This is a genomic window from Streptomyces sp. NPDC001100, assembly GCF_053598575.1.
Genome location: NZ_JBSFKO010000002.1, coordinates 413,194 through 428,328 on the forward strand (window position 1 = coordinate 413,194; position 15,135 = coordinate 428,328).

At 70.6% G+C, this 15,135-nt stretch carries 14 protein-coding genes and 1 pseudogene; 11 read left to right on the top strand and 4 right to left on the bottom strand.

All coding sequences use genetic code 11. The annotated features are described in order from the left end of the window. Positions 1-94: 94 nt before the first annotated feature. Together ACWDEW_RS04135 and ACWDEW_RS04140 are read right to left on the bottom strand one after the other, a co-directional pair. Positions 95-1,003: a MurR/RpiR family transcriptional regulator gene (locus ACWDEW_RS04135; RefSeq protein WP_450509368.1), complete on the bottom strand. Its 909-nt coding sequence runs from the start codon at positions 1,001-1,003 to the stop codon at positions 95-97. Next, positions 1,003-2,532 (bottom strand): aromatic amino acid ammonia-lyase, encoded by a 1,530-nt coding sequence (locus tag ACWDEW_RS04140; protein WP_450509370.1) that lies wholly within the window; start codon positions 2,530-2,532, stop codon positions 1,003-1,005. Before ACWDEW_RS04140 ends, ACWDEW_RS04135 begins: the two co-directional genes overlap by 1 nt. Before the next feature lie 142 nt (positions 2,533-2,674). On the opposite strand from ACWDEW_RS04140, the gene ACWDEW_RS04145 reads away from it, so the two are divergent. From ACWDEW_RS04145 to ACWDEW_RS04175, 7 genes and pseudogenes are all read left to right on the top strand, one after another. Further along, positions 2,675-3,709, top strand: coding sequence for an ABC transporter ATP-binding protein (locus tag ACWDEW_RS04145; RefSeq protein ID WP_450509372.1), 1,035 nt, complete (start codon positions 2,675-2,677; stop codon positions 3,707-3,709). Beyond that, positions 3,706-4,347, top strand: a complete 642-nt coding sequence (locus ACWDEW_RS04150; protein ID WP_019066704.1) for an ABC transporter permease — start codon at positions 3,706-3,708, stop codon at positions 4,345-4,347. The genes ACWDEW_RS04145 and ACWDEW_RS04150 overlap by 4 nt, the downstream gene beginning before the upstream one ends. Then, the gene (locus tag ACWDEW_RS04155) at positions 4,347-5,018 is read left to right on the top strand and encodes an ABC transporter permease (RefSeq protein ID WP_450509500.1); all 672 of its coding nucleotides are present in this window, start codon (positions 4,347-4,349) and stop codon (positions 5,016-5,018) included. The genes ACWDEW_RS04150 and ACWDEW_RS04155 overlap by 1 nt, the downstream gene beginning before the upstream one ends. Before the next feature lie 115 nt (positions 5,019-5,133). Further along, complete coding sequence (locus ACWDEW_RS04160) at positions 5,134-6,069, top strand: ABC transporter substrate-binding protein (protein WP_450509374.1); 936 nt, start codon at positions 5,134-5,136, stop codon at positions 6,067-6,069. 120 nt (positions 6,070-6,189) lie between these two features. Further along, positions 6,190-6,858 carry a carbonic anhydrase gene (locus ACWDEW_RS04165; RefSeq protein WP_450509376.1) on the top strand — a complete coding sequence of 223 codons (669 nt, stop codon included), beginning with the start codon at positions 6,190-6,192 and terminating at the stop codon, positions 6,856-6,858. A gap of 96 nt (positions 6,859-6,954) precedes the next feature. Further along, positions 6,955-7,104 (top strand): annotated as a pseudogene (locus ACWDEW_RS04170) (STAS domain-containing protein); the annotation flags it as partial. Positions 7,105-7,191: 87 nt separating this feature from the next. Then, positions 7,192-7,626: a hypothetical protein gene (locus ACWDEW_RS04175; RefSeq protein ID WP_450509502.1), complete on the top strand. Its 435-nt coding sequence runs from the start codon at positions 7,192-7,194 to the stop codon at positions 7,624-7,626. A gap of 9 nt (positions 7,627-7,635) precedes the next feature. Here ACWDEW_RS04175 and ACWDEW_RS04180 read toward each other — a convergent pair whose 3' ends face one another. Beyond that, entirely contained in the window at positions 7,636-8,397 is a 762-nt protein-coding gene (locus tag ACWDEW_RS04180; RefSeq protein ID WP_450509377.1) for an SDR family oxidoreductase, read from the bottom strand. Positions 8,398-8,546: 149 nt separating this feature from the next. Between ACWDEW_RS04180 and ACWDEW_RS04185 the strand changes: the two genes are divergently transcribed. After that, positions 8,547-9,374, top strand: a complete 828-nt coding sequence (locus ACWDEW_RS04185) for a helix-turn-helix transcriptional regulator (RefSeq protein ID WP_450509379.1) — start codon at positions 8,547-8,549, stop codon at positions 9,372-9,374. 350 nt (positions 9,375-9,724) lie between these two features. Here the strand turns inward: ACWDEW_RS04185 and ACWDEW_RS04190 are convergent, their stop codons facing one another. Further along, positions 9,725-11,116 (bottom strand): cystathionine beta-synthase, encoded by a 1,392-nt coding sequence (locus ACWDEW_RS04190; protein ID WP_450509381.1) that lies wholly within the window; start codon positions 11,114-11,116, stop codon positions 9,725-9,727. A 148-nt stretch (positions 11,117-11,264) separates the two neighbouring features. Between ACWDEW_RS04190 and ACWDEW_RS04195 the strand changes: the two genes are divergently transcribed. From ACWDEW_RS04195 to ACWDEW_RS04205, 3 genes are all read left to right on the top strand, one after another. After that, positions 11,265-12,335: an SGNH/GDSL hydrolase family protein gene (locus tag ACWDEW_RS04195; RefSeq protein ID WP_450509383.1), complete on the top strand. Its 1,071-nt coding sequence runs from the start codon at positions 11,265-11,267 to the stop codon at positions 12,333-12,335. Positions 12,336-12,729: 394 nt separating this feature from the next. Beyond that, positions 12,730-13,950 carry an acetyl-CoA C-acetyltransferase gene (locus tag ACWDEW_RS04200; protein ID WP_019066694.1) on the top strand — a complete coding sequence of 407 codons (1,221 nt, stop codon included), beginning with the start codon at positions 12,730-12,732 and terminating at the stop codon, positions 13,948-13,950. A gap of 283 nt (positions 13,951-14,233) precedes the next feature. After that, the gene (locus ACWDEW_RS04205) at positions 14,234-15,013 is read left to right on the top strand and encodes a hypothetical protein (protein WP_450509504.1); all 780 of its coding nucleotides are present in this window, start codon (positions 14,234-14,236) and stop codon (positions 15,011-15,013) included. Positions 15,014-15,135: the final 122 nt, after the last annotated feature.

The window sequence follows — 15,135 nt, forward strand, 5'->3', positions numbered from 1 at the left end:
TCCCGGCACAGTTGCGTCGGGCCGCGAGACTAGTGAGCGAACGTGAGACGAGTCTGAGAACGCACCAGAAGCGCACCACGTGGGGCACGGCGTCTCATTCCACGAACAGCCCCCGTGCCGCCGCCCGCGCGTCGAACTCCTCCAGCCGGGCCTGCGCGTCCGGCAGGTCGTCGCACATCGCCTCCAGGAGGACCCGGCCCAGCAGCATCGGCGCGCACGCGGTGTCGAAGGCGAGTCCGGTGCCGACAGCGGCCGGGATCAGCAGGTCGGACACCTTGGCGACGGGCGCGAACGCCGAGTCCGCGACGGTGACGACGGTCAGACCCGCCTCGCGCGCGTACGCCAGCGTGTCCACGACCTCGCGCGGATGCCGGGGCAGCGCGAAGCACAGCAGGGCGGTGGCCCCGGCCCGGACGGCCGCGTCGATCCGGTCGTGGATCATCGTGCCGCCCTCGTTGAGCAGCCGTACGTCCGGATGGACCTTGGCGGCGAAGTACGCGAAGCCGTAGGCCTGGGAGGCCGCCGCGCGCAGTCCGAGCACCGGCAGCGGGCGGGAGGCGGCGAGGAGGCGGCCGGCCTTGGCGACCGGGCGGGGGTCGGCCAGTATCTCGGCGAGGTGCTTGAGGTTCTCGATCTCGGCCTCCACGGCCTGCTGGTACTCGTTGTACGACGCCGTGTCCGGGGCCGACTCGGCGGGCGCGACCTCGCGGAGGTGTTTGCGCAGCGCCGGGTAGCCGTCGAAGCCGAGGGCGACCGCGAAGCGGGTCACGGAGGGCTGACTGACCCCGGCGAGTTCGGCGAGTTCCACGCTGGACAGGAACGGCACCTCGGCGGCGCGCCGCACCATGCTGTGCGCGATGCGCCGCTGGGTCGGCGTGAGCCGGTGCCCCTCGAAGAGCGTCTGCAGCCGTGCGGCCGGACTGTCGGTCACACCCGTACTCCTGTCCAAGGTTCCCTCCAGGCTCCCGTCCACCGTCTCTTCCAGGCTCCCATCCACGGGCATCACGCGTTCCCCCTCCAGATCTCGGTGAACCGGTCCAGCAGCCCAGCCGCCGCCGTCACGTCGTCCGTGAGCGGCCGGTCCGCCGGGTCGTCGTCGAGCACCGACTCGGCGAGCTCCAGCGCGCGGCCGACCGGGAGTTCCGGCTCGGGCCGCAGGTCGCGCTGGCGCAACGCCCGTACGGCGGCGACGAGTTCGCAGCCGACGACGAGACGGTACGCGCGGCAGGCGCGCAGTGTCTGACGGGCGGCGAGCGAGGCGAAGCTGGCCTGTTCCTCGACGCCCCGGGAGAGTACAGCGTGCCCGAGCGAGGCGGGAGCCGAGAACGCGCGCAGATCGCCGAGGGCGGCTGCGGCGGCGTACTCCAGGATCATCACGCCGGACGAGGCGGGTTCGCTGTCGGCGAGGAAGGGCTTGAGGCGGGTGAACGCGGGCTCGTTCAGGGAGGAGAGCCGGGACGTCGACAGCCGGGCCACCTGGGTCAGCGCGAGCCTGAAGTGGTCCAGGGCGAGGGCGAGTTGGGCCTGGTAGAAGCCGCCGTGGTGGTAGGCGGTCATGTCCTCGGCGGAGATGAAGGGGTTCTCGGCGGCCGCGTTGATCTCGATCGCGAGGACCTCCTCCAAGGCGTCCGCCGCGTCGTGCGCGGGCCCGTGGATCTGCGGCAGACACCGGAAGCCGTACGGGTCCTGGATCCGCCCGAGGGGAGGGGTGGGCCGGTCCGCCGCACCGATCAACTCCCGCATCCGGCGGGCGACTTCGGTCGAGCCCCGGTGCGGCCGGGCCGCGTGCACGGGTGCGGCGAACGGCTCGTGCGACCCGTCGACGGCGAGCAGTGACAGCGCCCCGACGACCTGGGTGGCCCCGATGAGCCCGCGCAGCTCGTGCAGCGCGAGCGCGGCCTGCCCCAGGGTCAGGGCGTTGCTGCTGATGAGCGCCAACGCGTCGTTGTTGTCGAGGGGTTGGGGCTCGGGAACACCGGAGAGACCGTTCTCGGCACCCCGCCAGGGCCGCTCCCCCGCCAACGCCAGCCCGACCTGGGCCAGCGCGGCGATGTCCCCGGTCCCCACCGAGCCGAACTCGTTGACGACCGGATGCACCCCGCTCTCCAGCGCCTCGCACAGCGCGGTCACGACCGTCGGCCGCAGTCCCGCGCCGCCCGCGAGCAGCTGGTTGGCGCGGACGGCGAGCATCGCCCGCACCTCCCGCGCCGGAAGCTCCTCGCCGATCGCTCCCGCGTGGCTGCGCAGCAGCCTGAGCCCGTGCTCGGCGGCGGCCTCGGTGGGCACGTCCTCGTTCCGGTTGGCGCCGACGCCGGTAGAGCGGCCGTAGACGCGGCCGGTCGCGGCGATCTGGCGGGCCGCGTCCCAGGACTCGGTCGCGCGCTTCATCGCGTCGGTGCCGGGGACCGGCCGGGCGTCCCCGTCGGCGAGCCGGACGACATCGGCGACCCCGAAGCCGACCCCGTCGAGGACGACGAGGTCGGAGCTCCCGGACACCATGGCATCGGCGGCGTCCACGATCCGAGACGACATAAAGTCACAAACTCCCCTCAATCAGGACACTCGATCTTGCCTGCCGGGCATCCGTTACCTCGGATTAACGCGGAGACATTGACAAACTATTCAGACACCAAGAACTCTGCATGATGTTATACAGCCGGGCAAGGGACAACTCATGATCCAGTTCGACGCGGTCCACAAGCGCTTCCCCAACGGCACGACAGCAGTTCACGACCTCTCCCTCGAGATGCCGGAAGGCGGGGTCACCGTACTGGTCGGATCCTCCGGTTGCGGCAAGACGACCACCCTTCGGATGATCAACCGGATGATCGACCCGACCTCGGGCGTCATCAAGGTCGGCGGCAAGGACGTCACCCAGCAGGACGCCGCCGAACTGCGCCGCTCCATCGGATACGTCATCCAGCAGTCGGGGCTCTTCCCGCACCGCACGGTCCTCGACAACATCGCCACCGTGCCGCTGCTGCTGGGCCACGGCCGGAAGAAGGCACGCGCCCGTGCCGCCGAACTCCTGGAGACCGTCGGTCTCGCCGCCGACGCCGGCAAGCGGTACCCGCACCAGCTCTCCGGCGGCCAGCAGCAGCGCGTCGGCGTGGCCCGCGCACTCGCCGCCGACCCGCCGGTACTGCTGATGGACGAGCCCTTCGGCGCCGTCGACCCGGTGGTCCGCACCCAGCTCCAGGACGAACTCCTGCGCCTGCAGAAGGAGTTGAACAAGACCATCGTCTTCGTCACGCACGACATCGACGAGGCCGTACGGCTCGGCGACCGCATCGCGATCTTCCGCACCGGCGGCCACCTCGTCCAGTGCGCGGCCCCCGCCGAACTCCTCGCCCGCCCGGCCGACGACTTCGTGGCCGACTTCCTCGGCGCCGAACGCGGCCTCAAGCTGCTCTCCCTGAAGACCCTCGCCGAGGTCCCGCAGGGCCCGGCCCCCGAGGGCGGCACCTGGACGCTCGTCCTCGACGAGGCGCGCAAGCCCCTGCACTGGGCAGCGGAGGACGCCGAGATCCCCGTACGGCCGCTGACGGACGACGACTCCCTGCTCGCGGCCCTCAACGAGTCCGTGGCCTCGCCCAACGGCCTGATAGCCCGCGTCGACGCGGACGGCGTCCTGACCGGTGTCTCGTCCCGCGACGACATCCACGCCCACGCGGGCCAGGCGCACGCCGACGCACGGATCGCGGCATGAGCGTCGACTGGTCGTGGATAGGCGACCACACCGACGACCTGACCAGCCTCACGTTCTCGCACCTCCAGGCCGCGATGACCGCCGTCTTCTTCGGCCTGCTGATCTCGCTCCCGCTGGCCGTGGTCGCCCACCGCGTCCGCCCGCTCCGGGGCTTCCTGCTGGGCCTCTCGAACGTCCTCTTCACGATCCCGTCGATCGCGATCTTCGTGCTCCTGCTCCCGATCAGCGGCCTGACCCGCACCACGACCGTGATCGGCCTGACGGTCTACACGCTGGTCGTGCTGCTGCGGAACACGGTCGAGGGCCTCGACTCCGTCCCGGCGAAGACGAAGGAGGCCGCGAAGGCGATGGGCACGCGCCCCCTGCGCACGCTCCTCACCGTCGAACTCCCCCTCGCGCTCCCGGTCATCATGGCCGGCGTCCGCATCGCCACGGTCATGTCGATCTCCCTCGTCTCCGTGGCGACCTACATCGGCGACGGCGGCCTCGGCCAGCTCTTCACCGACGGCTTCCAGCGCGACTTCCCGACGCCGGTGATCGTGGGCGTGGTCCTCACCCTGCTGCTCGCGGTGGTCGCGGACGCGGCCCTGGTCGGCCTCCAGTACGTACTCACCCCGTGGAAGAGGCGGCGAGCCTGATGTACGAACTCTTCAAGAACCTCGCCAAGTGGCTGACCAGCGGCTCCCAGTGGGCCGGTTCGGACGGCATCGCGCACCGCCTCGCCGAGCACCTCCAGTACTCGCTGCTGGCGACCCTCATCGCGGCCGTGATCGGCCTCCCGCTCGGTCTGCTGATCGGGCACACCGGCAAGGGCGCCTTCCTCGCGATCAACCTCGCCTCCTTCGGCCGCGCCCTGCCGACCGTCGGCCTGGTCGTCCTCGTCTTCCTCGCCAGCGGTCTGTCGATGTGGCCGGTGTACATCGCGCTGGTCGCCCTCGCGGTCCCGTCGATCGTGACGAACACCTACGCCGGGATGACCGCCGTAGACCCGGACGTGAAGGACGCGGCCCGCGGGCAGGGCATGCGCGGCCACCAGGTCCTGTTCCAGGTCGAGTTGCCCCTCGCGCTCCCCCTGATCATGACCGGCCTGCGGCTCGCCCTCATCCAGGTGGTGGCCACGGCCACGATCGCCGCCTACGTCTCCTTCGGGGGCCTCGGCCGCTACGTCTTCGACGGACTCGCCCAGCGCGACCTCGTGCAGGTGCTCGGCGGGGCGGTGCTCGTCGCCGTCGTAGCCATCGCCCTCGACCTGGGCCTGTCCTCCCTCCAGCGCTTCCTCTTCCGCCACCGCACGGCGGCGCTTCGCTGACTGTGCCGTCTGTCGTCTGCGGCTTCGTCGTGGCTGGCCGCGCTCGCGCGACGGTAGCCGCAAATCGATACAGTCCCGCCCCCTTTGGGGCGCGCCGAACCTGAAGGAACCCGAAATGAACCGTCGTACCCTCCTCGGCGCCCTCGCCGGAACGGCCGTCGCCGTCCCCGTCCTGTCCGCCTGCTCCAGCGGGGTCACCTCGCTCGACGGCGGGGGTTCCGCCGGCGGTGGCAGCGCCTCCAGCAAGAACGGCGTCACCATCGGCACCGCCAACTTCACCGAGAACCAGGTCCTCGGATACCTCTACGCCGCCGCCCTCGAAGCGGCCGGCGTGAAGGTCAAGGTCCGCCCCAACCTCGGCACCCGCGAGATCGTCTTCCCCGCCCTCAAGAGCGGCGACATCGACCTCCTCCCCGAGTACCAGGGCTCCCTGCTCACCTACCTCCAGCCCAAGTCCAAGGTCGCGGAGGCGGGCGAGATGCAGAACGCCCTCACCCTCGCCCTCCCCTCCGGCCTCCAGGTCCTGCCCTACGGCATCGCCGAGGACGCGGACTGCTTCGTCGTCACCCGCGCCACCGCCAGGAAGTACGGCCTCGCCACGCTGGCCGACCTCGCGAAGCACAACGGCAAGCTCACCCTCGGCGCCTCCGCCGAGGTCAAGACCCGTCAGGTGGGCGTCGTAGGACTGAAGGACGTCTACGGCATCGAGTTCAAGGAGTTCAAGTCCCTTGATTCCGACGGGCCGTTGGTGAAGGGCGCGCTGAAGAAGGGCGATGTGGACGTGGCGAACCTGTTCACCACCGACACCGACATCAAGGCCAACGACTGGGTCGTGCTGACCGACCCCAAGACCCTGATCCCCAGTCAGCACATCGTCCCGCTCATCGCCGACCGGGTGGCCGACCCCACCGTCCGCAAGGCCCTCGCGAGCCTCGGCAATCTGCTCACCACGGCCCAGCTCACCGAGCTCAACCGCCAGGTGGACAAGGACAAGAAGGACCCGGAGGACGTGGCGAACACGTACGCGAAGCAGCACGGCATCACGAAGTAATGGCCCATTGATGACCGATCGATGATCTGACGAGGGATCAGTCAAGAGTCGTTAAATCGGCACTCTCGGTAACTGATCGCATGCGTAGGGTGAGTTCACGCCCACCACCTGAGGAACCGCATGGCCTCGAACCGCAGGGCCTTTCTGACGGCCACCGCCGTCGGCGCGCTGGCCACCGCCCCCACGACCGCCACCGCCACCGTCGGCACCCGCCCCCGCCCGACCACCGCCCCCGCGGCCCTGGCCGAACTCCTCGACGGCAACCGCCGTTACGCGTCCGGCCACTCCCGCCACCCCGACGAGAGTCGTCCGCTGCGCCACCAACTGGCCACCGCACAGCACCCGTTCGCGGTGATCGTCGGCTGCATCGACTCCCGGGTGCCGCCCGAGCTGGTCTTCGACCAGGGCCTCGGCGACCTGCTGTGCATAAGGACGGCGGGCGAGGTCCTGGACGAGGCGGTGCTCGCGTCCATCCAGTACGGCGTCGAGGAACTGCGCATCCCCCTGGTCCTGGTGCTCGGCCACGAGCGCTGCGGGGCGGTGGCGGCGACCCTCGCCCACCTGGAGACAGGCGCCCCCGTTCCCGGCCATCTCGCGCTCCTCGTCGACGAGATCGCCCCGGCCGCCCGCCGCACCCGGGCGCTGCCCGGCGACTGGGCCGAGCACACGATGACCGCCCACACGGCCTGGGTCAGGGACGCGATCCGCGCCGACCCCGCCTTCGCTCCGGCGCACGTCGCGGCGGGGCGCTTCGACCTCGACACGGGCATCGTGTCCCTCCTGCCGTAACCCCCTCCTCTTCCCCCCACGCGAAGAAGCCCATGCCCATGCCCATGAACGGCGTGCTCTCCGTCCTGCCTGGCGGACGTGCGCGATGTGACGGCCGTGGACCTACGGCTGTCAGGGCTGACGGCGGTCGACGCGACGGGCGCGCTGGCGCTGAAGGAGGCGGTGGGCGAGCTGCGGGGCCGGGGTGTCGAGGTCCGGATCACGGGTGTGGAGCACGGTCACCGCAAGGTGCTGGAGTCGCTCGGGGTGCTCCCGGTGAACCCGAATCCAACAGGGGGGCTATCCCCAGTGCAGCGGGCGCGACCGCTCCCTAATCTGAGGCGCATGACGGGAATGGACTCGCACGACGCCGAACTCAAGAAGGAACTCAACGCCACCCTGCAGGCACGCAGGGAGTTGGGCGACGAGTACGAGTCGGCGCTGGTCGACTCGTTCCTGGAGAAGGTCGACCAGCGCATCGACGGCGCGGTGGAGCGCCGGGTGCGCCGGCAGATGGCCGAGCAGCAGATGGTGGTCGCCCGCGGCTCGCGCGGCGGGCCGAAACCCACCGACTCCTGGGGCGAGCGCTTCGGCTTCGGCATCGTCTCGATGGTCCTGGCGATCCCGCTCTCCGCGATCGGCGGCGGCATCGCCCACCTCCCCGGCCTCCTGGTGGCCTGGGCCGGGATCGTCGGGGTGAACGCGGTGCAGGCGGCGCGCACGACCCCGGGGCTGTTCGGGGGCGGGCGGCGCGGGAAGTCCTCGCAGGACAGCGAGTGGGAGGACTGAACTGCCCGGTCACGCCTGGCGGGTCGGCAGCACCATGATCTGCCGCAGGTTGACGTGCCGGGCACGGCTCGCCGCGTAGGCCACGACATCGGCGACCTCCTCGGCGGACAGCCCGCCCAACGCCCCGAACATCTCGTCCAGTTGACGGGTCATCTCCTCGCTGCCGAGGTGGGTCCCCAACTCGGTGTCGGTCAGGCCCGGTTCGATGTTGGTGACCCGTACGTCACGGGGCCCGAGCTCGGTGCGCAGCGACTGGGAGAGATAGGTGACGGCGGCCTTGGTCGCGCCGTACACGGCGTAGGCGGGGAACGTGATGTGCGCGCCGACGGACGAAATGTTCACCAGGTCCGCGCTACGTCCCTCCGCCGCCGCGGCCACCAGGTCCCCGGTGAAGGCGCGGATGACACGCAGTACCCCGGTCACGTTGGTGTCGAGCATCCGCCGCCACTCGTCGATCCGCCCGTCGTCGACGGCGTGCGGCAGCATGACTCCGGCGGCGTTGACGACCAGGTCGACGGGCCCGAACGTCTCATGCACCCGCTCGGCGGCGGCCTCCACGGACACGTCGTCGGTGACATCGGCGACGACGGCGAGGGCCTGTCCCCCGTCGGCCCGGATCTTCCCGGCAAGGGCGTCCAGTCGTTCCCCGCGCCGGGCCAGCAACGCCACCCGCGCCCCGTTCGCGGCCAGTTGAACGGCGATCGCCTGCCCGATCCCGCTGGCGGCCCCGGTGACCACGGCGGTACGGCCGACCAGATTCTCGTACGACATGAGGTGCTCCTCGGAAGATGGTCCGCCGGGGCACTTCCCCGGCGACGTCCACCACCCTGCGCCGCCCCACGGGCCCTACCCAGGGATGCGTTTTTCCTGGGTCTGCCAGTACCAGGCTGGAAAACGGCGACCGGCCTACCATCGAACCCATGGACGGGGACATCGGAGACTTCCTGCGCTCACGCCGTGCTCGCATCCAGCCCGAGGAGGTGGGGCTGGCCTCGTACGGGCGCCGCCGCGTCCCCGGGCTGCGCCGCGAGGAGGTCGCGCAACTGGCCGGAGTGAGCGTCGACTACTACATCCGGCTGGAGCAGGGCCGCGGGACCAGCGTCTCGGACGCGGTGCTCGACGCGATCGCCCGCGTCCTGCGCCTGGACGAGACAGAACACGGCTACTTGCGTACGGTGGCCCGCCCGCACCGAGGGAAGAAGGACCGGACGCCGACTCCCCGTGTACGCCCCGGTGTTCAGGTACTGCTTGACGGCATGGACCGCATGCCGGCCTTCGTGCTCGGCCCCCGGATGGACGTGCTCGCCTGGAACACCCTCGCCGACGCGCTCAGCGGTTTCAGCGCCATGCCCGTCGCCGTCCGCAACATCCCGCGCCATGTCTTCCTCGACCCGGCCTCGCGCGACCTCTACCCCGACTGGGCGGCGGTCGCCGCACAGGCCGTCGCGAATCTGCGGGTGACCTCCGGCCGCGAGGGCGACGACCCGGAACTGAACGCCCTCGTCGGTGAACTCTCCCTCCGCAGCGAGGACTTCCGCCGTCTGTGGGCCGACCACGAGGTCAAGGAGTGCGCCTACGGTGTGAAGCGCGTCCGGCACCCGGTCGCGGGGCTGCTGACGCTGCCGTACGAAACACTCGCGGTACCAGGGGAGTTGGCGCAGACGCTCGTGGTCTACACGCCGGAGCCGGGTTCGGAGACGGCGGAGAGGCTTGCGCTGCTGGGAAGTTGGGCAACTTCAGCGTCGTAGACGACGTCCCCGCGCAAAAAAAGCTATGCGCGGGGACCGCCGCACCCCCCGTTGCCGGGAGGGCGGGACGACGGCGGTCCCCGCGAGGGACGCGTGCCGGGTCAGGGCCGGGCGTGCGCGTCCTAGGCGTCGGTGGAGGTCCGGGAGCCGCTCCGGAGGTCCGTGACGCCGTTTTTGTGTCGGCGAGGCGGGGAGCCGCTCCCGCCCTGCCGACATCCACCAATCTGCCGTACCCGTGTTAAGCGGGTGCTGCGTGGACGTGACGCGCTCGTACCACTTCCACGAAGTCCACCGATTGGGTGGGCAACCGCAAAGTCGCCGCCGTCACGACCCGTTCACCGGACGTTTTGCTACTGCTTCCCGCCCTTGGCGAGGAAGGACAGCAGGTCCTGCCGGCTGATGACACCGGTCGGCTTGCCCTCGACCAGGACGATCGCCGCGTCGGCCGCGCCCAGCACGGTCATCAGGTCGCCCACCGGCTCACCGGAACCGACCTGCGGCAGCGGCGCCGACATGTGCTTCTCCAGCGGGTCGGTCAGGGAGGCGCGCTGGGTGAACAGGGCGTCCAGCAGCTCCCGTTCGACGACCGAGCCGACGACCTCCGCCGCCATGACGTCCGGGTGGCCGGCGCCCGGCTTCACGATCGGCATCTGCGAGACGCCGTACTCGCGCAGCACCTCGATGGCCTGGCCGACGGTCTCGTCCGGGTGCATGTGCACGAGGGACGGGATGGCGCCGTGCACCTTGTCGTTGAGGACGTCGGCGACACGGGCGCTGGGGCCCTCGTCCTCCAGGAAGCCGTAGTCGGCCATCCACTCGTCGTTGAAGATCTTGCTCAGGTAGCCGCGCCCGCTGTCGGGCAGCAGGACCACGACCACGTCGTCCGGGCCGAGCCGCTCCGCGACCCGCAGCGCGGCCACGACCGCCATCCCGCAGGAGCCGCCGACGAGCAGCCCCTCCTCCTTGGCCAGCCGCCGGGTCATCTGGAACGAATCCTTGTCGGACACGGCGACGATCTCGTCCGCGACGGTCCGGTCGTAGGCGGTCGGCCAGAAGTCCTCACCGACGCCCTCGACGAGGTACGGCCGCCCGGAGCCGCCGGAGTAGACGGACCCCTCGGGGTCGGCGCCGATGACCTGGACCTTGCCGTCGCTGGCGTCCTTCAGGTAGCGGCCGGTGCCGGAGATCGTCCCGCCCGTCCCCACGCCCGCCACGAAGTGGGTGATCTTCCCCTCGGTCTGCTCCCAGAGCTCGGGGCCGGTCGAGTGGTAGTGGGAGAGGGGGTTGTTGGGGTTGGAGTACTGGTCGGGCTTCCAGGCACCGGGCGTCTCGCGAACGAGCCGGTCGGAGACGTTGTAGTACGAGTCCGGGTGCTCGGGGTCCACGGCGGTCGGGCACACGACCACTTCGGCGCCGTACGCGCGCAGCACGTTGATCTTGTCGGTGGACACCTTGTCGGGGCACACGAAGATGCAGTGGTACCCCTTCTGCTGGGCCACGATGGCGAGGCCGACGCCGGTGTTGCCGCTGGTCGGCTCCACGATGGTGCCGCCGGGCTTGAGCGCCCCGCTCTGCTCCGCCGCCTCGATCATGCGCAGGGCGATACGGTCCTTCACGCTCCCGCCGGGGTTGAAGTACTCCACCTTGGCCAGAACGGTCGCCTGGATGCCCGCGGTCACGCTGTTGAGCCTCACCAGCGGGGTGTTGCCGACGAGGCTGATCATCGAGTCGTGGAATTGCACCGTTGTCTCCGGTTGCTGCAAAAGAAGTGGTCGTGATTGGTCCCGCCAGCCTAAGGCCCATAAATGGCGTTCACCGCCTGTTGAGATTGGGCGACGGGCTGTTCGGGGCAAGGAGTGGATGACGGCTACGAGGAGGTGGCGGCGACGTATGACGAGGATGTCGAGGGCGCGGGTGGCCCGGCGGATCGCGGCCGGTGCGGCGTACGGCGGTGGCGGGGTCGGGCTGGTGGGCGCGGCGGCCGTCGGGCTGGTGCTGGCCGAGGTGCGCTTCGTGAAACGGCACGTGGGCAACGGCCATGCACCGGGCAGCAACCATGTGCCGAGCGCCGACGGCCGGTACGGACATGTCTACGACACCCCGGGTGAACTCCCGCTGCGGCTGACCATGCTCGGCGACTCCACGGCCGCCGGCCAGGGCGTGCACCGGGCGGCCCAGACCCCGGGCGCACTGCTGGCCTCGGGCCTGGCCGCGGTCGCGGAACGCCCGGTCGAGCTGCGCAACGTGGCTCTTCCCGGCGCCCAGTCCGACGACCTGGACCGCCAGGTGGCCCTCGCCCTCGCGGACACCTCCCGCGTGCCCGACGTCTGCGTGATCATGATCGGCGCGAACGACGTCACCCACCGCATGCACCCGACCAGATCGGTCCGACACCTCTCGTCGACGGTACGGCGGCTGCGCACGGCCGGTGCCGAGGTGGTCGTCGGCACCTGTCCCGACCTGGGGACGGTGGAGCAGGTCCAGCAGCCGTTGCGCTGGCTGGCCCGCCGGGCCTCCCGGCAGCTGGCGGCGGCCCAGACGATCGGCACGGTCGAACAGGGCGGGCGCACGGTGTCGCTGGGCGACCTGCTGGGCCCCGAGTTCGCGGCGAACCCGCGCGAGCTGTTCGGCCCGGACAACTTCCACCCCTCCGCGGAGGGCTATGCCACGGCGGCCATGGCGGTCCTGCCGACCGTCTGCGCGGCCCTGGGCCTCTGGCCGGCGGAAGAGGACCGCCCGGACGCGTCCCGCCGCGAGGGCTTCCTGCCGGTGGCACGAGCGGCGGCGGAGGCGGCTTCGGAGCCGGGCACGGAGGTCACGGCGGCGATGCCGACCGGGCCTCGGGGGCCGTGGGCGTTGCTGAAGCGGCGAAAGAGGAGGCGGGTACAGGAGGCTTCGCCGATTCACGCACCCATTTCGGCGACTTCTCGACCCACCGAGTCGGGTGGTGGGTGGGCGTAGGTCGGGGGTCCAGGGGCGGAGCCCCTTGGGACGTCCACACGGATCCATCCGCACCACTGGCCCGCCCTACCAGGGGGCGTAGCGCCCAGGGACGCTGCCTCTGCCGACCCGCACCAGTCGTCCGCCCCGCGGGCTGGGGGTTGGCGCACATCTCGACCCACCGAGTCGGGTGGTGGGTGGGCACAGGTCGGGGGTCCAGGGGGCGGAGCCCTCTTGGGACGTCCACACCGACCCACCCGCACCACTCGCCCGCTCCACCGCCGGAGGCCCAAGCAAGCGCTTAGAAAACTGCGGTCAGGGTCACACGGCGATCCCCGTGACCTGTGCCATACGTGCGGGTAACTTCCCAAGGAGCCGTGCCAGTCCCCCCGTACGAAACGCCAATGGAGCCGTGATGCCCGAAGCCGTCATCGTCTCGACCGCCCGCTCCCCCATCGGCCGCGCCGTCAAGGGCTCCCTCAAGGACCTGCGCCCCGACGACCTCACCGCCACGATCATCCAGGCCGCCCTGGCGAAGATCCCCGAGCTGGACCCCGCGCTCATCGAGGACCTGATGCTCGGCTGCGGTCTGCCCGGCGGGGAGCAGGGTTACAACCTCGGCCGGATCGTCGCCGTACAGATGGGCATGGACCACCTGCCGGGCTGCACGATCACCCGTTACTGTTCCTCGTCCCTGCAGACCAGCCGGATGGCCCTGCACGCCATCAAGGCCGGCGAGGGCGACGTCTTCATCTCGGCCGGTGTCGAGATGGTCTCCCGCTACGCCAAGGGCAGCTCGGACGGTCTCCCGGACACCACGAACCCGATCTTCGCCGAGGCCCAGGCCCGTACCGCAGCCACCGCCGCGTCCGAGGGCTCCACCTGGCACGACCCGCGCGAGGACGGCCTGCTCCCCGACCCGTACATCGCGATGGGGCAGACCGCGGAGAACCTGGCCCGGATCAAGGGTGTCACCCGCCAGGACATGGACGAGTTCGGTGTCCGCTCGCAGAACCTCGCCGAGGAAGCCATCAAGAACGGCTTCTGGGAGCGCGAGATCACCCCGGTCACACTGCCGGACGGCACGGTCGTCAGCAAGGACGACGGCCCGCGCGCCGGCGTCACCCTGGAGGGCGTCTCCGGCCTCAAGCCGGTGTTCCGCCCCGACGGCCTGGTCACCGCCGGCAACTGCTGCCCGCTGAACGACGGCGCCGCCGCGGTCGTCATCATGAGCGACACCAAGGCCCGCGAGCTGGGCCTGACCCCGCTGGCGCGGATCGTGTCGACCGGTGTCTCCGGCCTCTCCCCCGAGATCATGGGCCTCGGCCCGGTCGAGGCGTCCAAGCAGGCGCTGGGCCGCGCCGGTCTGACCGTCGACGACATCGACCTGTTCGAGATCAACGAGGCGTTCGCCGCCCAGGTGATCCCCTCCTACCGCGACCTGAACATCCCGCTGGAGAAGCTGAACGTGAACGGCGGCGCGATCGCCGTCGGCCACCCCTTCGGCATGACCGGCGCCCGCATCACCGGCACACTGATCAACTCCCTCCAGTTCCACGACAAGCAGTTCGGTCTGGAGACGATGTGCGTCGGCGGCGGCCAGGGCATGGCGATGGTCATCGAGCGCCTCAGCTGACCAACTCCCCGTAGCCGTACGAGAACTTTGCGTCACCCTTAGGCCCGGAACCCAGTAACCACCTGGGTTCTGGGCCGATTTGTGATCCAATCTCCCCCAGGATGTGACCTATCTCCCTTCGGAGAGGGATTTTCCCAGGTCAGAACCGTTTCACCACCAAACATCGGGCCCAAAGTCCTGCCCGATTCGTGACGTTACGCACTGACAGCTGGATAGTCCGCCCTTCAAGCTGATGTAGGAAGTCGGGGGTCGACTTTGAACCGGGAGTACGTCAGTGAGCGCCATGCCGATCGCTTTGCTGCTCACCACGGCCGCCACAGGCGCCGTGGGCGTCGCCGTCCTGCGCACCCTCTTGGTGCTCCGTCGACAGGTGGCGGACCTGCACACCGAACTGGCCGAGGGCCGGGCCGCCGCCGTACGGGCGCTCGTGCCCGCCGCCCGCAGCCATGCCGACGCGGACGAGATACGCGCCGCCGTGGCCGAGGCGCTGGCCGAGGAGCGGGAGCGGGAACTGGCCGAGGCGCGGGCCTTCTGGGCCGCCCAGGAAGCCCGTGACACCGAGGTGCCGACCCTGCTGGGTCTGCCCGACAGCGAGCTGTTCATGCCCCGCCAGAGCGACTTCGTGGGCCTCGAACCGCTGGAGCCGGTGACCGAGCCGTTCACGGAGTCCGAGGAATTCGCCGGCGACTCCCCCGAACTGGCCGCCGCGCGCCGCCGTCACCCGTCCCACCCCGACTTCGTACCGGCCCAGTCACCGGTCGCGAACGACCACGAACGCACGGTGGCGACGCTGGAGGAACTCGCCGAGTCGGCGGTCGAACTGGCCGACGTCCGCCCCGGCCCCCTGGGCACGCTCGACGTCTACGTCTTCGTCGACGGCACCACCCTCTGCATGACCCCCGGCCACCGCGAAACCGCCGAACGCCTCGCCGCGGCCCTCCGCGCCGGCGAAACCCCGTTCCTGCTGGGCGGCTCGGGTGTCTCCGGCGCCTACACGCTGACGTTCGCGTGCGGCGAGGAGAACGTGTACATCCTGGCGGACAGGGTCATAGCGTCACTCTGATGTGTCGGGGTACGCCGGTTCGTTTTCGGGTGCGGGTGCGTTGTGGCTGGTCGCGCAGTTCCCCGCGCCCCTAAAAGACACGCCAGGCCCCGCGCCTTTAGTCTTTAGGGGCGCGGGGAACT

Excerpts from the sequence above, each read along its gene's own strand:
- ACWDEW_RS04135 (WP_450509368.1), bottom strand. The coding sequence starts at position 1,003 with ATGCCCGTGGATGGGAGCCTGGAAGAGACGGTGGACGGGAGCCTGGAG.
- ACWDEW_RS04145 (WP_450509372.1), top strand. The coding sequence starts at position 2,675 with ATGATCCAGTTCGACGCGGTCCACAAGCGCTTCCCCAACGGCACGACA.
- ACWDEW_RS04160 (WP_450509374.1), top strand. The coding sequence starts at position 5,134 with ATGAACCGTCGTACCCTCCTCGGCGCCCTCGCCGGAACGGCCGTCGCC.
- ACWDEW_RS04200 (WP_019066694.1), top strand. The coding sequence starts at position 12,730 with ATGCCCGAAGCCGTCATCGTCTCGACCGCCCGCTCCCCCATCGGCCGC.
- ACWDEW_RS04185 (WP_450509379.1), top strand. The coding sequence starts at position 8,547 with ATGGACGGGGACATCGGAGACTTCCTGCGCTCACGCCGTGCTCGCATC.
- ACWDEW_RS04175 (WP_450509502.1), top strand. The coding sequence starts at position 7,192 with ATGGACTCGCACGACGCCGAACTCAAGAAGGAACTCAACGCCACCCTG.
- ACWDEW_RS04165 (WP_450509376.1), top strand. The coding sequence starts at position 6,190 with ATGGCCTCGAACCGCAGGGCCTTTCTGACGGCCACCGCCGTCGGCGCG.
- ACWDEW_RS04150 (WP_019066704.1), top strand. The coding sequence starts at position 3,706 with ATGAGCGTCGACTGGTCGTGGATAGGCGACCACACCGACGACCTGACC.
- ACWDEW_RS04140 (WP_450509370.1), bottom strand. The coding sequence starts at position 2,532 with ATGTCGTCTCGGATCGTGGACGCCGCCGATGCCATGGTGTCCGGGAGC.
- ACWDEW_RS04155 (WP_450509500.1), top strand. The coding sequence starts at position 4,347 with ATGTACGAACTCTTCAAGAACCTCGCCAAGTGGCTGACCAGCGGCTCC.
- ACWDEW_RS04180 (WP_450509377.1), bottom strand. The coding sequence starts at position 8,397 with ATGTCGTACGAGAATCTGGTCGGCCGTACCGCCGTGGTCACCGGGGCC.
- ACWDEW_RS04195 (WP_450509383.1), top strand. The coding sequence starts at position 11,265 with ATGACGAGGATGTCGAGGGCGCGGGTGGCCCGGCGGATCGCGGCCGGT.
- ACWDEW_RS04205 (WP_450509504.1), top strand. The coding sequence starts at position 14,234 with ATGCCGATCGCTTTGCTGCTCACCACGGCCGCCACAGGCGCCGTGGGC.